The sequence below is a fragment of the Luteimonas sp. AC640a genome, assembly GCF_979256585.1.
Window position 1 is genome coordinate 22,788 of the sequence record NZ_CEEDOV010000022.1, and the last position, 17,301, is coordinate 40,088.

Annotated in this window: 16 protein-coding genes; 4 read left to right on the forward strand and 12 right to left on the reverse strand. The window is 68.1% G+C overall.

Annotated features, from left to right (window positions below):
* Nucleotides 1-38 precede the first annotated feature (38 nt).
* The 3 genes from ACZ9YD_RS15995 to ACZ9YD_RS16005 all read right to left on the reverse strand — a co-directional run bounded on the left by ACZ9YD_RS15995 (nt 39) and on the right by ACZ9YD_RS16005 (nt 5,087).
* On the reverse strand, nt 39-2,570 hold the full coding sequence (locus tag ACZ9YD_RS15995) for a hybrid sensor histidine kinase/response regulator (RefSeq protein ID WP_465076269.1): 2,532 nt from the start codon (nt 2,568-2,570) through the stop codon (nt 39-41).
* Nucleotides 2,571-2,585: 15 nt separating this feature from the next.
* Entirely contained in the window at nt 2,586-4,400 is a 1,815-nt protein-coding gene (locus ACZ9YD_RS16000; protein WP_465076270.1) for an EAL domain-containing protein, read from the reverse strand.
* A 105-nt stretch (nt 4,401-4,505) separates the two neighbouring features.
* Nucleotides 4,506-5,087 (reverse strand): DUF4126 domain-containing protein, encoded by a 582-nt coding sequence (locus tag ACZ9YD_RS16005; protein WP_465076271.1) that lies wholly within the window; start codon nt 5,085-5,087, stop codon nt 4,506-4,508.
* 100 nt (nt 5,088-5,187) lie between these two features.
* Here ACZ9YD_RS16005 and ACZ9YD_RS16010 point away from each other — a divergent pair, with 100 nt between their 5' ends.
* Genes ACZ9YD_RS16010 through nudC form a run of 3 tightly spaced genes read left to right on the forward strand, consistent with a single transcriptional unit; the run spans nt 5,188 to nt 7,259 of the window.
* Nucleotides 5,188-5,910 (forward strand): DUF6776 family protein, encoded by a 723-nt coding sequence (locus ACZ9YD_RS16010; RefSeq protein WP_465076272.1) that lies wholly within the window; start codon nt 5,188-5,190, stop codon nt 5,908-5,910.
* A 32-nt stretch (nt 5,911-5,942) separates the two neighbouring features.
* Nucleotides 5,943-6,317: an iron-sulfur cluster insertion protein ErpA gene (gene erpA, locus ACZ9YD_RS16015; RefSeq protein ID WP_232117933.1), complete on the forward strand. Its 375-nt coding sequence runs from the start codon at nt 5,943-5,945 to the stop codon at nt 6,315-6,317.
* Nucleotides 6,318-6,371: 54 nt separating this feature from the next.
* Nucleotides 6,372-7,259: an NAD(+) diphosphatase gene (gene nudC / locus ACZ9YD_RS16020; RefSeq protein WP_465076273.1), complete on the forward strand. Its 888-nt coding sequence runs from the start codon at nt 6,372-6,374 to the stop codon at nt 7,257-7,259.
* A gap of 9 nt (nt 7,260-7,268) precedes the next feature.
* Here nudC and ACZ9YD_RS16025 read toward each other — a convergent pair whose 3' ends face one another.
* From ACZ9YD_RS16025 to purD, 5 genes are all read right to left on the reverse strand, one after another.
* Nucleotides 7,269-7,706 carry a DUF2752 domain-containing protein gene (locus ACZ9YD_RS16025; protein ID WP_465076274.1) on the reverse strand — a complete coding sequence of 146 codons (438 nt, stop codon included), beginning with the start codon at nt 7,704-7,706 and terminating at the stop codon, nt 7,269-7,271.
* Complete coding sequence (locus tag ACZ9YD_RS16030) at nt 7,706-8,086, reverse strand: CD225/dispanin family protein (protein ID WP_465076275.1); 381 nt, start codon at nt 8,084-8,086, stop codon at nt 7,706-7,708. Before ACZ9YD_RS16030 ends, ACZ9YD_RS16025 begins: the two co-directional genes overlap by 1 nt.
* A gap of 111 nt (nt 8,087-8,197) precedes the next feature.
* The gene (locus ACZ9YD_RS16035; RefSeq protein WP_465076276.1) at nt 8,198-10,147 is read right to left on the reverse strand and encodes an MFS transporter; all 1,950 of its coding nucleotides are present in this window, start codon (nt 10,145-10,147) and stop codon (nt 8,198-8,200) included.
* 58 nt (nt 10,148-10,205) lie between these two features.
* Nucleotides 10,206-10,676 (reverse strand): acyl-CoA thioesterase, encoded by a 471-nt coding sequence (locus tag ACZ9YD_RS16040; protein ID WP_465076430.1) that lies wholly within the window; start codon nt 10,674-10,676, stop codon nt 10,206-10,208.
* Between the two features lie 54 nt (nt 10,677-10,730).
* Nucleotides 10,731-12,029: a phosphoribosylamine--glycine ligase gene (purD, locus tag ACZ9YD_RS16045; RefSeq protein WP_465076277.1), complete on the reverse strand. Its 1,299-nt coding sequence runs from the start codon at nt 12,027-12,029 to the stop codon at nt 10,731-10,733.
* A 152-nt stretch (nt 12,030-12,181) separates the two neighbouring features.
* Between purD and ACZ9YD_RS16050 the strand changes: the two genes are divergently transcribed.
* The gene (locus ACZ9YD_RS16050; protein ID WP_465076278.1) at nt 12,182-13,657 is read left to right on the forward strand and encodes an alanine/glycine:cation symporter family protein; all 1,476 of its coding nucleotides are present in this window, start codon (nt 12,182-12,184) and stop codon (nt 13,655-13,657) included.
* Between the two features lie 31 nt (nt 13,658-13,688).
* Here ACZ9YD_RS16050 and ACZ9YD_RS16055 read toward each other — a convergent pair whose 3' ends face one another.
* From ACZ9YD_RS16055 to ACZ9YD_RS16070, 4 genes are all read right to left on the reverse strand, one after another.
* The gene (locus ACZ9YD_RS16055; protein ID WP_465076279.1) at nt 13,689-14,582 is read right to left on the reverse strand and encodes a hypothetical protein; all 894 of its coding nucleotides are present in this window, start codon (nt 14,580-14,582) and stop codon (nt 13,689-13,691) included.
* Between the two features lie 83 nt (nt 14,583-14,665).
* Nucleotides 14,666-16,291: a bifunctional phosphoribosylaminoimidazolecarboxamide formyltransferase/IMP cyclohydrolase gene (purH, locus tag ACZ9YD_RS16060; protein ID WP_465076280.1), complete on the reverse strand. Its 1,626-nt coding sequence runs from the start codon at nt 16,289-16,291 to the stop codon at nt 14,666-14,668.
* A gap of 157 nt (nt 16,292-16,448) precedes the next feature.
* Nucleotides 16,449-16,718, reverse strand: a complete 270-nt coding sequence (gene fis, locus ACZ9YD_RS16065; protein ID WP_159677666.1) for a DNA-binding transcriptional regulator Fis — start codon at nt 16,716-16,718, stop codon at nt 16,449-16,451.
* Nucleotides 16,719-16,835: 117 nt separating this feature from the next.
* Complete coding sequence (locus tag ACZ9YD_RS16070; protein WP_465076281.1) at nt 16,836-17,288, reverse strand: DUF3426 domain-containing protein; 453 nt, start codon at nt 17,286-17,288, stop codon at nt 16,836-16,838.
* Nucleotides 17,289-17,301 lie beyond the last annotated feature (13 nt).

Here is a 17,301-nt window from a genome sequence, read left to right on the forward strand (position 1 = left end):
GGCCCGGTTCGCACGCCCGCATGCAGCGGGCGGCGACCTCAGGTGATCCCCGTGACCCGGCCTTCGCGCAGCATCCGACGCGCACGCGCGAATTCGTTCGACACCAGCGCCACGGCCACGGCTGGGCGTTCGAGACTGCGCTCGCGGGCGCCGGCTTCGATCCGGCGCGCGGCTGCCGACAACGACATCGCACCGAGATTCGCACTCGACGACTTCAGCGAATGCGCGGCATCGCGCAGGCCGTCGTAATCCGGACCATCGACCGCGTTTTCCAGCGCCGACAGCAGGCGCGGCGTGTCGTCGAGGAACACGTCAATCAAGCGGTCGACTTCGTCGCCGAGCACGCTGCGCAGATCGTCGAGCACCTCGTGATCGATGACCGGCGGCAGCGGGCCTCGGTCCACGACCGGTGACGGCATCGGAATCGCGATGGCCATCTGTTCGGCTTCTGCTTGGGCCTCGTCCGGAGACTGCGGACGCTGCTGCGTTGGCGCCATCCATTCCGCGGTCGACATCGGCTCGCTGACCGGGGCGTGCGCCGGCGCCGCGGCTTCAGCGACTGCGGGCGCGGCGTCAGGATCCCACCAGCGATAGATGCAGCGCTCGAGTTCGCTGCGCGTGACCGGCTTGGCGAGGTAGTCGTCCATGCCCGCGTCGAGGCATTTCTGGCGGTCACCGGCCATCGCATTGGCGGTCATCGCGATGATCGGCAGGCGGCGCGTGATGCGCTCGGCGGCTTCGTGCTCGCGCCAGCGACGCGTCGCGGTGTAGCCGTCCATGACCGGCATCTGGCAGTCCATCAGCACGATGTCGTAGCGCGAGGCGGCGATCCGCAACAGCGCGGCCTCTCCGTTGCTGGCGGTGTCGCAGCTGATGCCCAGCACCGACAGCAGCCGCTGGCCGACCATCAGGTTGACCGGGTTGTCCTCGACCAGCAGCACGCGCGGCTTGCGCGGCCCGCTGCTGCGCGCCTCATCGGTGGACGCCTCGTTGTGCGCGGATGTCACGGGCGCGGACACCAATGCCGGTGACGGCGTTTCGTAGACCGGCTCTGGCCCAGCGTCGTGGGCGGCGGGCGTGACCGGCGCAGATGTATAGCCGTCGAGCGATGGCGCGTCAGGCGATTCGACTTTCGCTTGCGGCACACTTTCAGTGCCGAGCACGGCTTCGCGCAGATCGGCGTCGGGCGACTGCCGGCTCAGCAGCGTCGCACCCTGGCGCAGTTCTTCGGAGACCGACTCATCGCCGTACAGGCACACCAGACGCAGATCGCCATAGGCGGCTTGCCGGGTCACGTTGCGATACAGCGCGACCGCGGTGTTGCGCATGCCGGCGAGATCCGCGACGACCACCGAATAGGCCCACGGCGGCCCCTGGTTCGCGGCGGTGCGCAGACGGTCGAGTGCTTCCTGCGTGGTCTCCACCGAGCTCACGCGCAGGCCCCAGTTGGGCAAGAGCATGCTCAGGCGCAGACGCAGGCGCGGATCGGCGCTGAGCAGCAAAGCGCGGCCGTCGCGTGGGCTTGCGTCCTCGACCGGCATGTCGCCCTGCGCCTTGCGCAGCGGAACCTCGAACCAGAACGTCGAGCCCGCGCCGGGCTCGGAGTCCACACCGATGCGTCCGTCCATCAGTTCGACGATGCGTCGCGAAATCGCCAGGCCCAGGCCGGTGCCGCCGTACAGGCGCGTCGTCGATGCGTCGGCCTGGCTGAAGGCCTGGAACAAGCGCGAGCGGCCTTCGGTGGTGATGCCGATACCGGTGTCGCGGACCTCGAATCGCAGCTGATGCTGGGCGGCGGTTTCGCCGAGACGGCGCACCTGCACCGACACGTTGCCACGCTCGGTGAACTTCACGGCGTTGCTGATCAGATTGCCCAGCACCTGACGTAGACGGACCGGATCCCCGCGCACCGACAGTCGCACCGATGGGTCGAGTTGCAGGCCCAGGCGCAGGCCCTTGGTCTGCGCGGCGCGCTCCATCACCTGGATCACGCTGTCCATCAGTTCGCGCAGGTTGAAGCCGGTGACTTCGAGCTCGAGCTTGTTCGATTCGAGTTTGGAGTAATCGAGGATGTCGTCGACGATGCGCTGCATCTGCTGCGACGACAGAAACGCGGTGCGTACAAGTTCGGCATGATCGGGCGCGAGCTTTGCGTGCATCAGCAGGTCGAGCATCGGCGTGATGCCGTTGAGCGGCGTGCGGATCTCGTGGCTCATCGTGGCGAGAAATTCGCCCTTGGCCATGACCGCCGATTCGGCTTCATTCTTGGCCTGGCGGAGTTCCTTCTCCAGTTCGGTGCGCTCTTCGAGTTCACGCTGAAGCTCGCCCAGTGCCAGCTCGTCCTGGCGCAGGCGCTCATCCGCTGCTTCGAGCTCGCGGACGCTCTGGTGCATGTGCACGCTGACGCCGATCGAGGCGACCACCGCGATCAAGGCCAGCACCAGCGCGAGAACCTGCCACGGGCCGGGCACCGCGAGCGCGGCCAGCACCATCGTCAAAGCGGCGCCGCCGGCGGCCCCGAGCGCGAGCCAGCGCAGCACCAGGGCGGAGGGGCGGCGGCGCGCGATCATGGACGTGGACAGGTCCTAGAGGACGGAGTGGTGGAAGTCGAAGTCGAGCACGTTCGCCACGCGCTGGACCAGATTGCCCTGGATGAAATCGATGCCGCTCATCCAGAGCGTCGCGGCCGCCTGCGGGTCTTCGACCTGCTGGCCGATCACCTGCAATCCGAGCCGATGCGCGCGCTCCACCGCCACACGCATCTCGTCGCGCACGCGCGGCTCATCGAGCTGGCGCGAGTAACGCGCCGCCAGGCGCACGAACCCGAGCGGCAGTTGCGCGAGCAACGCGTCGGCTTCCTCGCTGGCGCTGTACTGGCCCAGACACAGCTGCACGCCGGCGGGCACCATGCGCGCGCAGAAATCCTGCAGCGACAGCGCGTGGATCAGCGCATCGTCCTGGCGCACGTCGATGACCAGGGACGCGCCCGGCACACCGGATACCTCGATCTGCTGCAGCAGCCAGTCGGCATAGCCGCCCTGAATCAGGCTGCGCGAAGACTGGGACACAAACAGCCGCATCGTGCTGCCGATACGCTGGCGTTCGATCAGCGTGGTGATGGCCAGTTCGATGACGCGGCGATCGATCTCGAGCAGCAGACCTGCGAGCTCGGCGGCCGGCAGCACGCGTGCGGCCATGTGCAACTCACCATCGCGACCACGCAGGCGCAGCAGCGTCTGGTACTGGGCCTCGTCGCCGCCGGCGACGGCGACGATCGGCTGGAAGGCGAGTTCGATGCGCTGTTCGGCGAGCGCATCGCGCAGGTCGTCGGCCAGGCCGCCCGCGGCTTCACCGGGCGCGACGGTCGGCGCCGGAATGTGCACGGCGATGCCCACCGGTGTGCCGCGCGATTCGCGCAGCGCCTGTTCGGCGGCGGCCAGGGCGCTGCCAGGGTCTTCGTAACCGTGCGCGAGATCGGCATAACCGACCAGTGCGCGCAGGCGGATGGTCTGGTCGGCGAGCGGGAACGGATGACTGCCGACGCCGTCGCGCAGGCTGCGAGCCCAGGCGTCGAGATCGACGCGTGCCACGTCCGGCGCGAACACGAGGAAGGTATTGTCGTTGAGACGCGTTGCCGACGCCTCGCCAGCCAAAGTGCGCAGATGGCGGCCGGCGTCGGTGAGGACGGTTTCCAGACCCGCGTAGCCGTAGCGGTCACGCAGCGCCGTGATGCCTTCGACCTCGATGAAGCCGAGCGCGCCACGCGGCAGCGCAGGGATCGCCTCGGCCAGATGCTGCAGCAGCTGCAACCGGCTGTTGAGGCCGGTCAGCGGATTGCGACCGGGATCGGACATCTGCTGCAGTGCGCGGGCACGGCGGATGCGGTTCTGCACTGCGGAGATCAGATGCCGCGGGCGCACCGGTTTGGTCAGGAAATCGTCGGCGCCGACTTCAAGCGCTTCGAACTGGCGCTCCGGATCGGCGTCGCCGGTCAGGAAGACGACCGGGATGTGCGAGAACGCAGCCTGGCCACGCAGCTGCGCAGTCAGCTCGGAACCGTCCATGCCGGGCATGTGCAGGTCCATCAACACCAGGTCGGGCTGGAACTCGCCCAGCGACGCCATGAACTCGGTGGCGACCGACACCACGCGCGCCTGCAGGCCGGCGCCGTTGAGCACACTCTCGGCGAACAGCGCCTGGCTCGGATCGTCCTCGACGATCAGGACGCGATCCGGCGCTGCGACCGCGTCGCCCTTCACGACGCTCGCGGTTTTCGATTCGCCAGCGGCCGCGTCGGCGGGATCGCCGGGCAGCGAAGGTTGACCGGCATCGGCCGCCCAGCGCCGCCAATAGGCTGCGGGCGGAAACTCGGCGCGTTGCTTGCTGTCGGCTTCAGACATAGGTGCGGCACTGTGACGCGATGTGGGGGAACAGGCAACTCTAACCCGTCGCCCTCGAATCGCGTCCGCCGCCGCGGTCTTTTGCGTCTGCCGCGCCGCGTTCGATCAACTTCGCGCGGGCTGTGGCGCGCGACGTACCAGGCGTCGCCAGAGCCACCAGACGGCGACTGCGCACGGCAGTACGCACGCGGCCACCAGCGCGAGTGCCAGCCACGGCGATATCAATGCCAACGACAGGGCGCCGACGGTAACGACATCCTCGGTGGCCGATGCGGCAAGGTTGCTGATCGGCTCGGGCGAGGCATTGAGCAGCAGTCGGCTGCCGGCCTTGAGTGCGTGGCTGGTCAGGGCCACGCCGGCGCCGGTGGCGAGCATGCCGGCGCCCAGGTCGCCATCGGGCGACAGTGTGGCCGCGGCGAGAAACGCGCCGGCCGGCACGCGCGCCAGGGTCTGCAGCAGATCCCAGCCCGAGTCGACGCCGGGAATCTTGTCGGCGAAGAATTCCACCAGCGCCAGCGCGCCCGACACGCCCAGCACCCACGGGGACGTCGCAGCCTCGAGCGCCGGCGGCAGGTCCAGCCAGCCGAAGACGCCCGCCAGGCCGACGCCGAACACCGTCAGGTACGCGCGCACGCCGGCCAGCCAGGCGAGCAGCACACCAGCAGCGAACAGATGGGCTTCGGACATCGCGACGCTCCGTGGCGAACGACAACGGGTGCACAACGCCGGCGAGTATAGGACCGGCTTCGCCTTGACGCGGCGCGACGGCGCTGGCTATACCGTGACGATGAACGACACTCCGCCTCCTGTGGCCAAGCCGCCCTCGGCCACCCGCCGCGCGCGTGGTCCGCGCATCGTCATTGCCCTGGCAGTCGTGGTCGCGCTCGCGCTGTTGTTCGGTCTGTGGGGTGCCTGGCAGGCGTTCTCGCCGACATCCGGCAACCCGGAGCGTCAGCTGGCCTCGCAGCAGATCGAACTCGAGGGTCTGCAGCAGCAGGTGTCCACGCTGACCCGGTCCGACCAGATCAGCCGCGACGCCAACCGCGAACTGCAGGGCACGCTGGCCGAGCGGGATGAGGAGATCGCCGCGCTGCGCGCCGATGTCGCCTTCTATGAGCGTTTTGTCGGTGCGACCGCGCAGCGCAAGGGGCTGACCGTGCACGAGCTGCGCATGCAGCCGCGCACCGACCAAGGCTGGCACTACACCGCGACGCTCACCCAGAGCCTCAGTCGCGAAGCGGCGAGCGTCGGCACGATGCGCCTGTCGGTCGAAGGCACCCGCGACGGGCGACTGGAGACCCTGGAGTGGGACCAGCTGCGCCAGCGCGACGATGCTGCCCGCGTGGCGTACTCGTTCAAGTACTTCCAGCAGGTCGAGGGCGACATCGTGCTGCCGCCGGGCTTCCAGCCGTTGCGCGTGGTGGTGCGGCTCGAGCCGGAACGGGGCAGCACGGTCGAGCGTCCGTTCAGCTGGGCCGATGTGACGCCGCGTTCCGCACCCGGCGCTTGAAGCGGGGGGCACGCAGCCCCATCCTGTGTGCCATGAATGACGTGCTCACCATCGAAGGTCCCGGTTACCAGTCGCTGGAGCGTCCGCTGGATTTCACCCCTGCGGCTGCGGCCAAGGTGCGCGAGTTGATCGAGGGTGAGGGCAATGCCGCGCTCAACCTGCGTGTCTACATCCAGGGCGGCGGGTGTTCGGGCTTCCAGTACGGCTTCGAGTTCGACGAGCAGCGCACGGACGACGACCTCGCCGTGGTGACCGACGACGTGACCCTGGTCGTCGATCCGCTGAGCCTGCAGTACCTGATGGGCGCCTCGGTCGACTACGTCGAAAGCCTGCACGGCGCGCAGTTCACGATCCGCAATCCGAACGCCAAGTCGACCTGCGGCTGCGGCAGCAGCTTCAACGTCTGAGCCGCGTCGCCCGGGTGTCGCCATCGCGACACCGTACGGGGGGATAATCGGCGCATGGACTTCAGCTTCGTCGACGCGCCGCTCGATCGCGCAGAACATCTCCGGACCGATTCCGACGCACTGGCCCACCTGTGGCCGGAAGCGCGCGTGCTGGTGCTCGATGCAAAAGGCGATGCCCGCGTCGACGCGCACGGCATGCCGCCTGCACTCGACGGTACCGTCGTCGGCAAACGTCCGGCATCGGCTGTGTTCCTCGGCCTGCAGGACGCGCAGGGGTGGTTCGCCGTGCCGGCGGTCGATGCGCCCGCCACGCTGGACGTGCACGCAACGATCGATCTGCGCACCGCCGCCGCCCAGTGGCCGGTCCGTGAAGCGACCGCGTTCGCGCAGGCGCGCGCGGTGTTGCACTGGCGCGATCGCCACCGCTTCTGTGGTGCCTGTGGCGCGCCGCTCGAATACGCACGCGCCGGCTGGCTGGGGCGCTGCACCGGCTGCGGTATCGAGCATTACCCGCGCACCGACCCGGCGGTGATCGTGGCGGTCACGGATGGCGCGCGTCTGTTGCTGGGTCGCCAGGCCGCGTGGCCGCCGGGACGCTATTCGACGCTCGCCGGTTTCGTCGAGCCGGGCGAGACGCTCGAGCAGACGGTCGTGCGCGAAGTCTTCGAGGAAAGCGCAGTGCGGGTGACCGGCTGTCGCTATCTGGCCTCGCAGCCGTGGCCGTTTCCGGCATCGCTGATGCTCGGCTTCATCGCCGACGCGGGCCCGGACGCGCCGCAGGTGACCGACGAACTGGAAGACGCGCGCTGGTTCGACGTCGACACCATCGGCGCCGCGCTGCGCGACGCGCATCCGGAATTGAAGTTGTCGCCGAAGTCGTCGATCTCGCGCTGGTTGATCGCGCACTGGCATGCGCAGCAGACGGGCGCGACGACCGGTTGAATGCGTCGATCAGCCCGGCGCGAGCAGGGTGAACGGAACCCACGGCAGGTTGCGCGCGATCCAGTAGACCAGCACCAGCGCGATCCACGGTTTCGGATCGGAGGCGATGCGCGCGAGGCGTTGCAGCCAGGGCGGCCGCCAGCCCAGATGCCAGACCGCGAACAGCGGTGCCAGCGCGAGCAGCACGAACAGCAACGGGTTCATCGAGAACGCACGCGGCAGGTCGCCGTGGGCGAGCGCGTGGAGACAGCGGGTCAGGCCACAGGCCGGGCAATGCCAGCCTGTGGCGCTGTAGAACATGCACGGCGGAAACGGATTGCCGGGCGCGTTCGGATCGAACGTGCGCAGCAGCCATACGCCGCCCGCCGCCAGTGCCACGCCGCCGCCCGCGAGGGCGAAGGTCGGAGCACGGATGCGGCGCGGCGCGTGGCTGCCGGCCAGCGACATCAGCTGCCGGCCTGCATCTGATCCATGATCATCTGCCACTGCGCCATGCCGCCGCCGAGGGTGAATGAGTAGATCGTCCACAACAGGCCGATGACGCACAGGCCGGTGGTGACCCAGCACCAGGTCTTGGCAGTGTTCGACGCACGCTGCGCACCGGGCAGATCGCCCTGGCCGAGCAGCGTGTTGACCTTGGCCGAGAACACGATGGCGACGATGCCGGGAATCGTGCCGACGATGCAGCACAGGCACAGCGACAGCACGGTCACGACGATGGACCATGCGAGGTAATTGGGCACGGTGCCCGGGGCGATCGGCGACCCGGGAAGCGGGGCCTCCGGAATGCCGTACGAGCCGGGTGGCGGCGGCGGAATCGAACTCATCGAGAGATCTCCTGGATGCTGGGACGGTTGGGCAATTTCGAGGACCGCCGTTCGTGAACGGGGGCGCCGTACTGTAGCGCCAGACACGCACGATGCGGTGTCAGCGCGTGCTCAGGCGGCGTCGCCACGCAACATCCGGACCTGTGCTTCGAGCGCGCCGACATCGATCGTGGCGCCGTCCTCGATCCGCGGGCCGGCGACGACATCGATGTGCGCCCGGACCCGGCGAGGCACGCGCATGCGTCCCATGCGGGAGTCACGATGGCTCCACATGCTCGACCACATGCCGCGCAGCGCCATCGGCACCACGGGCACGCGCTGGCCGCGCGCAGCGGCGCGTTCGAGGATGCGTTCGACACCCGACTTGAACGCGGCGATCTCGCCGTCGCGGGTCAGTTTGCCTTCGGGAAAAATGCCGACCAGCTCGCCTTCGGCCAGCGCCGCATCCACCGCATCGAACGCGCGCTGCATCAGCTCGGGATCTTCCTTCGCACCGGCGATCGGAATCGCCTTCGCATTGCGGAAGATCCAGTGCATGCCGGGCACGTTGTAGATGCGGTGATACATGACGAAGCGCACCGGCCGCGGAATCGCCGCCGACAGGATCAACGCGTCCATGTAGCTGACGTGGTTGCAGACGATCAGCGCCGGGCCGTCCGACGGTACCGAGGACTCGATGTCGCGCAGCCGCAGCCGGTAGAGCACGCGCACCAGCAGCATGCTGACGAAGCGCATCAGGAACTCGGGGACGATCGTGAAGATCCACAGGGCGACGAGTCCGTTGGCAATCGCCAGCGCCAGGAACACCTGCGGAATGCTCAGCCCGGGCAGCGGAATGCGCATGCCGCCAAACGCGAGCTCGTCCATCTGCAGCAGCACGCCGAGGATCGCGGCGGTGACGATGAAGAGTGAGTTCTGGATGTTGAGTCCGGCGATCACGCGCGACAGTTCCGACTTCGGCGTGCGGCTCTGGATCAACGCGAACAGCGGCACGACGAAGAAGCCGGTGAACATGCCGATGCCGGTCAGATCGATGACGATGCGCCAGCCGGCCCAGTCGCCGAGGAACTGCGCGATCGTCAGGCCGGTGGCCGGCGGTGCGCCCGGACGCGCGAAGTACAGATCCAGCAGGAACGCGGTGATGCCGAATGCGCCGATGGGCACGAGGCCGATTTCGACCGAGCGGCCCGACAGCTTCTCGCACAGCAGCGAACCGACGCCGACGCCGATGGAGAACAGCGCGAGCGCAAAGATGTACAACGCGGTGTCGTTGGCGACGCCGCCGAGATGCAGTTCGGCGTAGGTCGGCAACTGTGCGGTCAGCACCGTGCCGACGAACCAGAACCACGACACGCCGAGGATCGCGTTGCGCACCGCGAGCTGGCGCTTGGCCAGGCGCATGATCGCCCGCGATTCCGGAATCGGATTCCAGTTGACCTTGAGCTCGGGCGCGCCGGCGTCGACTTTCGGAATCATTCGCGCGACCACATTGCCCGCTACCGCCAGCGTGACCACCGACAGCGCCGCCGCTTCGGGGCCGTAACTGCCGGCGATCTTGAATACGAGACCGCCATAGATCATGCCGGCGAGGATCGCGATCGACGTGCCCATCTCCACCAAACCGTTGCCGCCGGTGAGTTCTTCCGGGCGCAACACCGAAGGCAGGATCGAATACTTCACCGGGCCGAACAGCGTGGACTGCGTGCCGGTCAAAAACAGCGCGACCAGCAGCACCGGCATGCTCTCGAGCAGGAAGCCCGCGGCCGCGACCGACATGATCACGATCTCCATCGTCGTCGTGATGACGATGAGCTTCTGCTTCTCGACCTTCTCTGCAATCTGCCCGGCGATCGCCGAGAACAGGAAGTAGGGCAGGATGAAGAGCGCCGGCGCGAGGTTGGCGTAGAGCGTGCGCTCGGACATGCTGACGCCGAGAAAGAGCAGCAGCGCGATGATCGACTGCCGGTAGACGTTGTCGTTGAACGCGCCCAGCGCCTGGACGGTGAAGTAGGGCAGGAAGCGACGTTGTTTGAGCAGCGCGAACTGGGACTGGCCGGCCATGCGGGCTCCTCGACGAATCCGCGGAGCCTAGCAAAGCCGCATGGCGGTGGGTGGTGGATCAGTCGGGCGTGTCGGGAAAAGTCTCGCGCACAGCGCGATAGCGCTGCTCCAGTTCCTGTCGGATCTCCCGCCGCTGGCGGCCCTGCTCGAAGCGGCGATGCTCTTCCGGCGTCTGCGGCTCGCGCGGCGGCACCGGTGTCGTGCGGCCATCCTCGTCCATTGCCACCATCGTGAAGAAGCAGCTGTTGGTGTGGCGCACGGCGCGGTTGCGGATGTCCTCGGTGATGACCTTGATGCCGACTTCCATCGACGTGCGGCCTGTGTAGTTCACCGAGGCGAGGAAGGTCACAAGCTCGCCGACGTGGATCGGTTCGCGGAACGTCACCTGGTCGACCGACAGCGTCACCACGTAGCGGCCGGCGTAGCGGCTGGCGCAGGCGTAGGCCACTTCGTCGAGGTACTTCAGCAGCGTGCCGCCGTGGACGTTGCCGGAGAAGTTCGCCATGTCCGGCGTCATCAGCACGGTCATGCTGAGCTGGGCGTTGCCTGGGATCACGATCAAAGCCTCGGCGGAAGAGAAGGGTCAGGCGTCGCCGCGTTCACGTGCGATCGCGCGCCAGCCGATGTCGCTGCGGTGAAACGCGCCGGGCCAGGAGATGCCGGCGAGTGCGTCGTAGGCGCGCGTCTGTGCATCGGCGACGGTCGCGCCCATCGCGGCCACGCACAGCACGCGTCCGCCGGCGGTCACGGCCTGGCCGTGCGCGTCCAGTTTCGTGCCGGCATGGAACACCTTGGTGTCGGTCGACGGCGACGTGACCCCCGTGTGGATGACGTCGCCGGTGCGCGGCGTGTCGGGATAGTGTTCGGCGGCCATCACCACGCCGAGCGACGGACGCGGATCCCACCGCGCCTCGACGCCGTTGAGCTGGCCGTCGATCGCGGCCTCGACCAGATCCAGCAGATCGGACTGCAGACGCAGCATCACCGGCTGGGTTTCCGGGTCGCCGAAACGCACGTTGAACTCGATCACTTTCGGCGCGCCCTGCGGGTCGATCATCAGGCCGGCGTAGAGAAAGCCGGTGAACGGCACGCCGTCTTCGATCATGCCGCGCACGGTCGGCTCGACGACCTCGCGCATCACGCGCGCGTGCACCTCCGGGGTCACCACCGGCGCGGGCGAATACGCGCCCATGCCGCCGGTGTTGGGACCCGTGTCGCCGTCGCCGACGCGCTTGTGATCCTGGCTGGTGGCCATCGGCAACGCGGCCTTGCCGTCGACGATCGAAATGAAGCTGGCCTCTTCGCCTTCGAGGAATTCCTCGATCACCACGCGCGCCCCGGCCGCGCCGAACGCGTTGCCCGACAGCATGTCGGTGATCGCAGCTTCGGCTTCTTCAAGGGACATCGCGACGATGACACCCTTGCCCGCAGCGAGGCCGTCGGCCTTGATGACGATCGGCGCGCCGTGCTGGCGCACGTATTCGATCGCGGTGTCGGCATCGGTGAATACCGAATAGCCCGCGGTCGGGATTGCGTGCCGGGCGAGAAAATCCTTGGCGAATGCCTTGCTGCCTTCCAGCTGCGCTGCAGCCGCGGTGGGCCCGAAGATGCGCAGCCCGGCTTCACGAAAACGATCGACGACACCCGCAACCAGCGGCGCCTCGGGGCCGACGACGGTCACATCGATACCTTCCGACTGCGCCAGTGCAAGCAGCGCATCGAGATCGGTCGCCGACACGTCGACGTTGCGGCAGCCGGCTTCGTTCGCCGTGCCGGCATTTCCGGGCGCGACCAGTACTTCGCCGACCTGCGGCGACTGCGCGAGCTTCCACGCCAGCGCGTGTTCGCGACCGCCGGCACCGATGACGAGGACCTTCTTCATGCGCAACAGACCGGATGCAAAGGGGATGCCAGTTTACGGCGTCGCGGCGCGCCTCGCTGCGCGCGTGCCGTCCCTGGTCTTGATGCAGACGGGTCGGTCCGGACCCGGTTGCTAGACTCGGTTGTTTCGCCGCAACGGAGTCGTGACCGCCGATGGATCTGGTTCAGCTGATCGAGAACGTCCTCTCACCCATCGTCGGTGGCATCAACGGCGTGTTGTGGAATTACCTGCTGGTCGGCGTGCTGCCGCTGGTCGGCATCTGGTTCAGCGTGCGCCTGGGTTTCATCCAGTTCCGGCGGTTCCCGAAGATGATCTCCGGCCTCGTGCGCGGGACCGGCGACGACAACGCGGGCATTTCGCCACTGCAATCGCTGTGCACGAGCCTGGCGTCGCGTGTGGGCACCGGCAATCTCGTGGGCGTAGCGATCGCGCTGACGGTCGGCGGCCCGGGTGCGATCTTCTGGATGTGGCTGGTCGCCTGTTTCGGCATGGCGACGGCGTACGTCGAAAGCGCGCTGGCGCAGTTGTACAAGCGTCGCGACGCCGACGGCCACTATCGCGGCGGTCCTGCGCTGTACATGGCCTATGGCCTGCGCAAGCCGTGGCTCGGCGCGATCTTCTCGGTGTGCCTGATCCTCGCCTTCGGTTTCGTCTTCAGCGCGGTGCAGGCGAACTCGATTTCGGAAGCGGTCAACGGCGCCTGGGGCATCTCGCCGGTCTGGACCGCGGTCGTGCTGGTGGTGGTCGCGGCGCCGGTGATCTTCGGTGGACTGCGTCGCGTGGCGCGGCTGTCGGAGCTGGTCGTGCCGGCGATGGCGCTGGCGTACTTGGCCCTTGCGGGCTGGGTGGTCGTCAGCAACATCACTGAGGTGCCTGCGATGCTGGCATTGATCGTGCGCAGCGCGTTCGGGCTGGACCAGGCAGCGGGCGGCGTGCTCGGCGGCCTCGCGGTCGCGCTGCTCAATGGCGTCAAGCGCGGATTGTTCTCCAACGAGGCGGGTATGGGCAGCGCGCCCAATATCGCCGCCTCCGCGACGCCGGCGCCGCACCATCCGGCCAGTCAGGGTCTGGTCCAGGCGTTCGGCGTATTCGTCGACACCCTGGTGATCTGCACGGCGACCGCGCTGATGATCCTGCTGTCGGGCGCGCTCGACACCGCAGGCGGTGATGGTGCAGTGCTCACGCAACAGGCCATGGCGGTGCATTTCGGCGGATGGGGCCCGGTGTTCATCGCTGTGGCGCTGTCGTTCTTTGCGCTGACCTCGATCCTGGGCAACTACGCCTATGCCGAAAGCGCGATGGTCTTCTTGCGCGGCGGCCGCGTCGGCGTCCTGCTGCTGCGTCTGGGTTGTCTGGCGATGGTCGCCTGGGGCGCGTTCGCGAAGCTCGACATCGTCTGGAGCACCGCCGATGCGGCCATGGGTCTGATGGCGACGGTGAACCTGATCGCGGTCGTGCTGCTGTCGGGTGTGGCGATCAAGCTGACCCGCGACTACGACCGCAAGATCCGCGCTGGCGATGCATCACCGAGACTGGACGCGGCGGATTTTCCCGAGCTGGGCCACGCGATCGATCGCAGCATCTGGACAGCGCAGAAAACCGTGGCGCCGGTGACGAACGCGAGGTAGGGCCACCGCGACGCGATCGTCTGCGACGTGATCAGTCGCAGCGTTCGCGCTGCAGTGCGGCCGGCACGGTCCAGGTGCCGGTCGCCGCATTGAACGGCACCTCATGCGTGCGGTCGACGCGACGTCCACAGGCCTCGCCCTGCTCACGCACCCGTAGCGGCCATGCCGCTGCAGAGGCGTCGCGGTCGTCGATCGCGAGTTCGAACGCGAGGTCGTAGGTGGCATCCGGCGCGCAGTCGTCGCGCTCTTCGCAGCCTTGCATCGCGCCGAGATTGTCGAGGCTGCTTCGCAGCGTGGCAGCCACCTGAAAGCTTGCACCGTCCGGCAGCACCAGACTGGTGTTGCCGATCGTGATGCCCTGGCCGGTGAACCCGTCTTCGACGACGAAGCCGTACAGACGGGGACCGAACCGGCGCACGGCGACATCGGCGACATCGCCGGTGCTGCCGAAGCTGTCCATGTGCGCGCGCGAGGCCGCGAGGACGGCATCGCCATCCTGTCGCAACAGGAAGAAGTCGGTCAGCGCACTGGTCACGTGGCCAGCGCCATCGGGCACGCCGCAGACGGCGAGGAGTTCGGCGGGTGCGTCCGGCGTACCGATCGCCTCACGCGCGCAGACTTCGCGCGAGGCGCCGTCGCGGCCAAGTCCGTCGGCGACTGGGGTGCCCGGCCAGTCGCCCGCGAGCTGTGCGAGTTCTCCGTACTGGCCGACCAGAAACGTGCGGACCGCGCCGCCGCTCAATCCCGTGACCGGCACCGCGGCAGCGTGCGCCGCGTCATCGGTGCGGGTCGCGACCGCCTCGGGCATCGACGCCGGCATCGCAGCCGCGGGCGGTGGCGCAGGCGGCTGCCCGCAGGCGCCGAGCGCGAACAACAGACAGGCCGGCAGCGCGGCACGCGACAACGTCGGGCGGGGCAACACCATCGGCGCATCCTGCGAGAAAGATGCGCGGGACTCTAGCAGCGGCGTCGGCGCGATCCATTCACGCCGACGTGCATGCGAATCGATCAGTGGCGAAAGTGACGCACGCCGGTGAACACCATTGCGATGCCGTGTTCGTCCGCGGCGGCGATCACCTCGCTGTCGCGCATCGAACCGCCCGGCTGGATCACCGCCTTGATGCCGGCTTCCGCCGCCGCGTCGATGCCGTCGCGGAACGGGAAGAACGCATCGGAGGCCATCACCGAACCCGGCACGACCAAACCGGCATCACCCGCCTTGATGCCGGCGATGCGGGCCGAGTACACGCGGCTCATCTGGCCGGCGCCGACGCCGATCGTGCGGTGGTCCTTCGCATAGACGATCGCGTTCGACTTCACGAACTTCGCCACCTGCCAGGCGAACAGCAGATCGCGCAGCTGGGTGTCGGTCGGCGCGATTTTTGTCACGACCTTGAGTTCGTCGGCGGTGACCGCGCGGATGTCCGCGGTCTGCATCAGCAGGCCCGAGCCGACGCGCTTGATGTCGATACTGTTTCCCGCCGCCTGCCCCGGATTTGATCCGGGGTCGCCGTGCGGAATGCGCAGCACGCGCACGTTGGCTTTCCTGGTCGCGTAGTCGAGTGCGCCGGCGTCGTAATCGGGCGCGATCAGCACTTCGACGAACTGGCGGTCGAGAATCACTTTCGCCGTGGCCGCATCGAGCGTGCGGTTGAACGCGATGATGCCGCCGAATGCGGACGTCGGATCGGTCGCGTAGGCGAGTTCGTAGGCATCGCCGCAGGCCGCACCGACGGCCACACCGCAGGGATTGGCGTGCTTGACGATCACGCAGGCCGGCGCATCGAACTGGCGCACGCATTCCCACGCTGAATCCGCATCGGCGATGTTGTTGTACGAGAGTTCCTTGCCCTGCAGCTGCTCGAACGTCGCCAGCGTGCCCGGCGCCGGATGCAGGTCGCGATAGAACGCCGCCTGCTGGTGCGGGTTCTCGCCGTAACGCAGATCCATCACCTTGACGAAGTTGCCGTTGCTCTGGCCGCCGAACGGCGCGCGCTGCGCGGCGCCGGCATCGGAGGGTTCGGCGATCGACGACAGTACGTCGCTGATGCGCGCGTCGTACTGCGCGACGCGATTGAATGCGGCGACCGACAGCGCGAAACGTGTCTGCGCCGACAGCGCGCCGTCGTGGGCGTCGAGTTCGGCCAGCAGCGCGTCGTACTGCGCCGGATCGGTTGCCACTGCGACATGGGCGAAGTTCTTTGCCGCCGCGCGCAGCATCGCCGGACCGCCGATGTCGATGTTCTCGACGATGTCGTCGAACTTCGCGTCGGGCGCGTAGGCCACGCGCTCGAACGGATAGAGGTTGAGCACCAGCAGATCGATCGCGTCGATGCCGTGCTCGGCCATCACCGCATCGTCGGTACCGCGGCGACCGAGTAGGCCGCCGTGCACCTTGGGGTGCAGTGTCTTGACCCGGCCGTCCATGATCTCGGGAAAACCAGTCACGTCGCTGACGTCGCGCACCGGCAGGCCGGCCTCGCGCAGCGCCTTTGCGGTGCCACCGGTCGACAGCAGTTCGACGTTGCGCGCGGCGAGCGCGCGGGCCAGATCGAGCAGGCCGGTCTTGTCGGACACGGACAGCAGGGCGCGGCGGATCGCGGTGGGCGCGCCGGACGGAACGGAGACGGTCATGGAAGTCGACTGCGGGCGAGGGAGCCCGCAATTATAACGGCCGCAGACCAGCGGCCTGGAATCTGCTGGAGGCGTCACGCATGCCAGCGTACGCGGCGCTCTCAATGCTGATGTATCGCGCAGGCGCGCTGCGCTTGCGGCTGATCCCGAACCGGTCTCAGACCAGCGCGTACTCGCGCAGTTTCTTGCGCAGCGTGGCGCGGTGGATGCCGAGCATCGCCGCGGCGCGGCTCTGGTTGCCGTCGCAGAAATTCAGCACTTCGACGAACAATGGAATCTCGAGTTCGCGCAGCGCGACCTCGTAGAGGTTGTCGGTGTCGTTGCCGTTGAGATCGCCGAGGTAGCGCTGGATCGAGGTCGCGACGTGTTCGCGCAGGGGCGTGCGCGGTGCTTCGCGCGTGCTGCTGTCGGTGCGGTCTGCGTTCAAGTCGAGTCTCGGGATGGCGGCGTCGCGGTCGCGGCCGGAAGTCGAGGACGACGGCTGTGCGGACGGCGGAGCGGCAGGCCAGTCTAGCGCGGGCCCCCGGCGGCTGCCAGCGTGGTTTCAGAGAAAATCGAAGGCAAACGAGACCGCCCGCGCGTCCGGTTCGACGAGGCGCAGACGTACCTGTGCGCTGTCGCCGGCGGCCAGCGTCGGCTGGTCCGGCGCGTTTTCCAGATAGTCCTGTGCGGTAAACACGCGAGTGCCGACGGCGCGCCCATCGATGTCTGACAGCGTCAGCCGCATTCGCGGCCATGCCTGCGCCCAGCGGGCATCGTTGCGGAACGTCGCGGTGGCGAGAAGCTGCGCGGGACGCGCGTCATCGGGCCGCACATCGCGCGCGAGCACGGTCAGCGCGGTGGGCTCGCGCCATGGCGGCAGGCTGCAACGCAGCACGCCGCACAGACGCGCGAGCGTCGGACGCCAGCCTGGATCGGCCGCGAGCCGCGCGCGATCGGCCAGCAGGACCTGCAGACCGAGCAGCAGGGTCAGCGCGGCGACAGCGCCAGCGAGCATGCGATGTTGCCGA

Coding starts and splice junctions, on each gene's coding strand:
- ACZ9YD_RS15995 (WP_465076269.1), bottom strand. CDS start 2,570: ATGATCGCGCGCCGCCGCCCCTCCGCCCTGGTGCTGCGCTGGCTCGCG.
- ACZ9YD_RS16000 (WP_465076270.1), bottom strand. CDS start 4,400: ATGTCTGAAGCCGACAGCAAGCAACGCGCCGAGTTTCCGCCCGCAGCC.
- ACZ9YD_RS16005 (WP_465076271.1), bottom strand. CDS start 5,087: ATGTCCGAAGCCCATCTGTTCGCTGCTGGTGTGCTGCTCGCCTGGCTG.
- ACZ9YD_RS16010 (WP_465076272.1), top strand. CDS start 5,188: ATGAACGACACTCCGCCTCCTGTGGCCAAGCCGCCCTCGGCCACCCGC.
- erpA (WP_232117933.1), top strand. CDS start 5,943: ATGAATGACGTGCTCACCATCGAAGGTCCCGGTTACCAGTCGCTGGAG.
- nudC (WP_465076273.1), top strand. CDS start 6,372: ATGGACTTCAGCTTCGTCGACGCGCCGCTCGATCGCGCAGAACATCTC.
- ACZ9YD_RS16025 (WP_465076274.1), bottom strand. CDS start 7,706: ATGTCGCTGGCCGGCAGCCACGCGCCGCGCCGCATCCGTGCTCCGACC.
- ACZ9YD_RS16030 (WP_465076275.1), bottom strand. CDS start 8,086: ATGAGTTCGATTCCGCCGCCGCCACCCGGCTCGTACGGCATTCCGGAG.
- ACZ9YD_RS16035 (WP_465076276.1), bottom strand. CDS start 10,147: ATGGCCGGCCAGTCCCAGTTCGCGCTGCTCAAACAACGTCGCTTCCTG.
- ACZ9YD_RS16040 (WP_465076430.1), bottom strand. CDS start 10,676: ATGACCGTGCTGATGACGCCGGACATGGCGAACTTCTCCGGCAACGTC.
- purD (WP_465076277.1), bottom strand. CDS start 12,029: ATGAAGAAGGTCCTCGTCATCGGTGCCGGCGGTCGCGAACACGCGCTG.
- ACZ9YD_RS16050 (WP_465076278.1), top strand. CDS start 12,182: ATGGATCTGGTTCAGCTGATCGAGAACGTCCTCTCACCCATCGTCGGT.
- ACZ9YD_RS16055 (WP_465076279.1), bottom strand. CDS start 14,582: ATGGTGTTGCCCCGCCCGACGTTGTCGCGTGCCGCGCTGCCGGCCTGT.
- purH (WP_465076280.1), bottom strand. CDS start 16,291: ATGACCGTCTCCGTTCCGTCCGGCGCGCCCACCGCGATCCGCCGCGCC.
- ACZ9YD_RS16070 (WP_465076281.1), bottom strand. CDS start 17,288: ATGCTCGCTGGCGCTGTCGCCGCGCTGACCCTGCTGCTCGGTCTGCAG.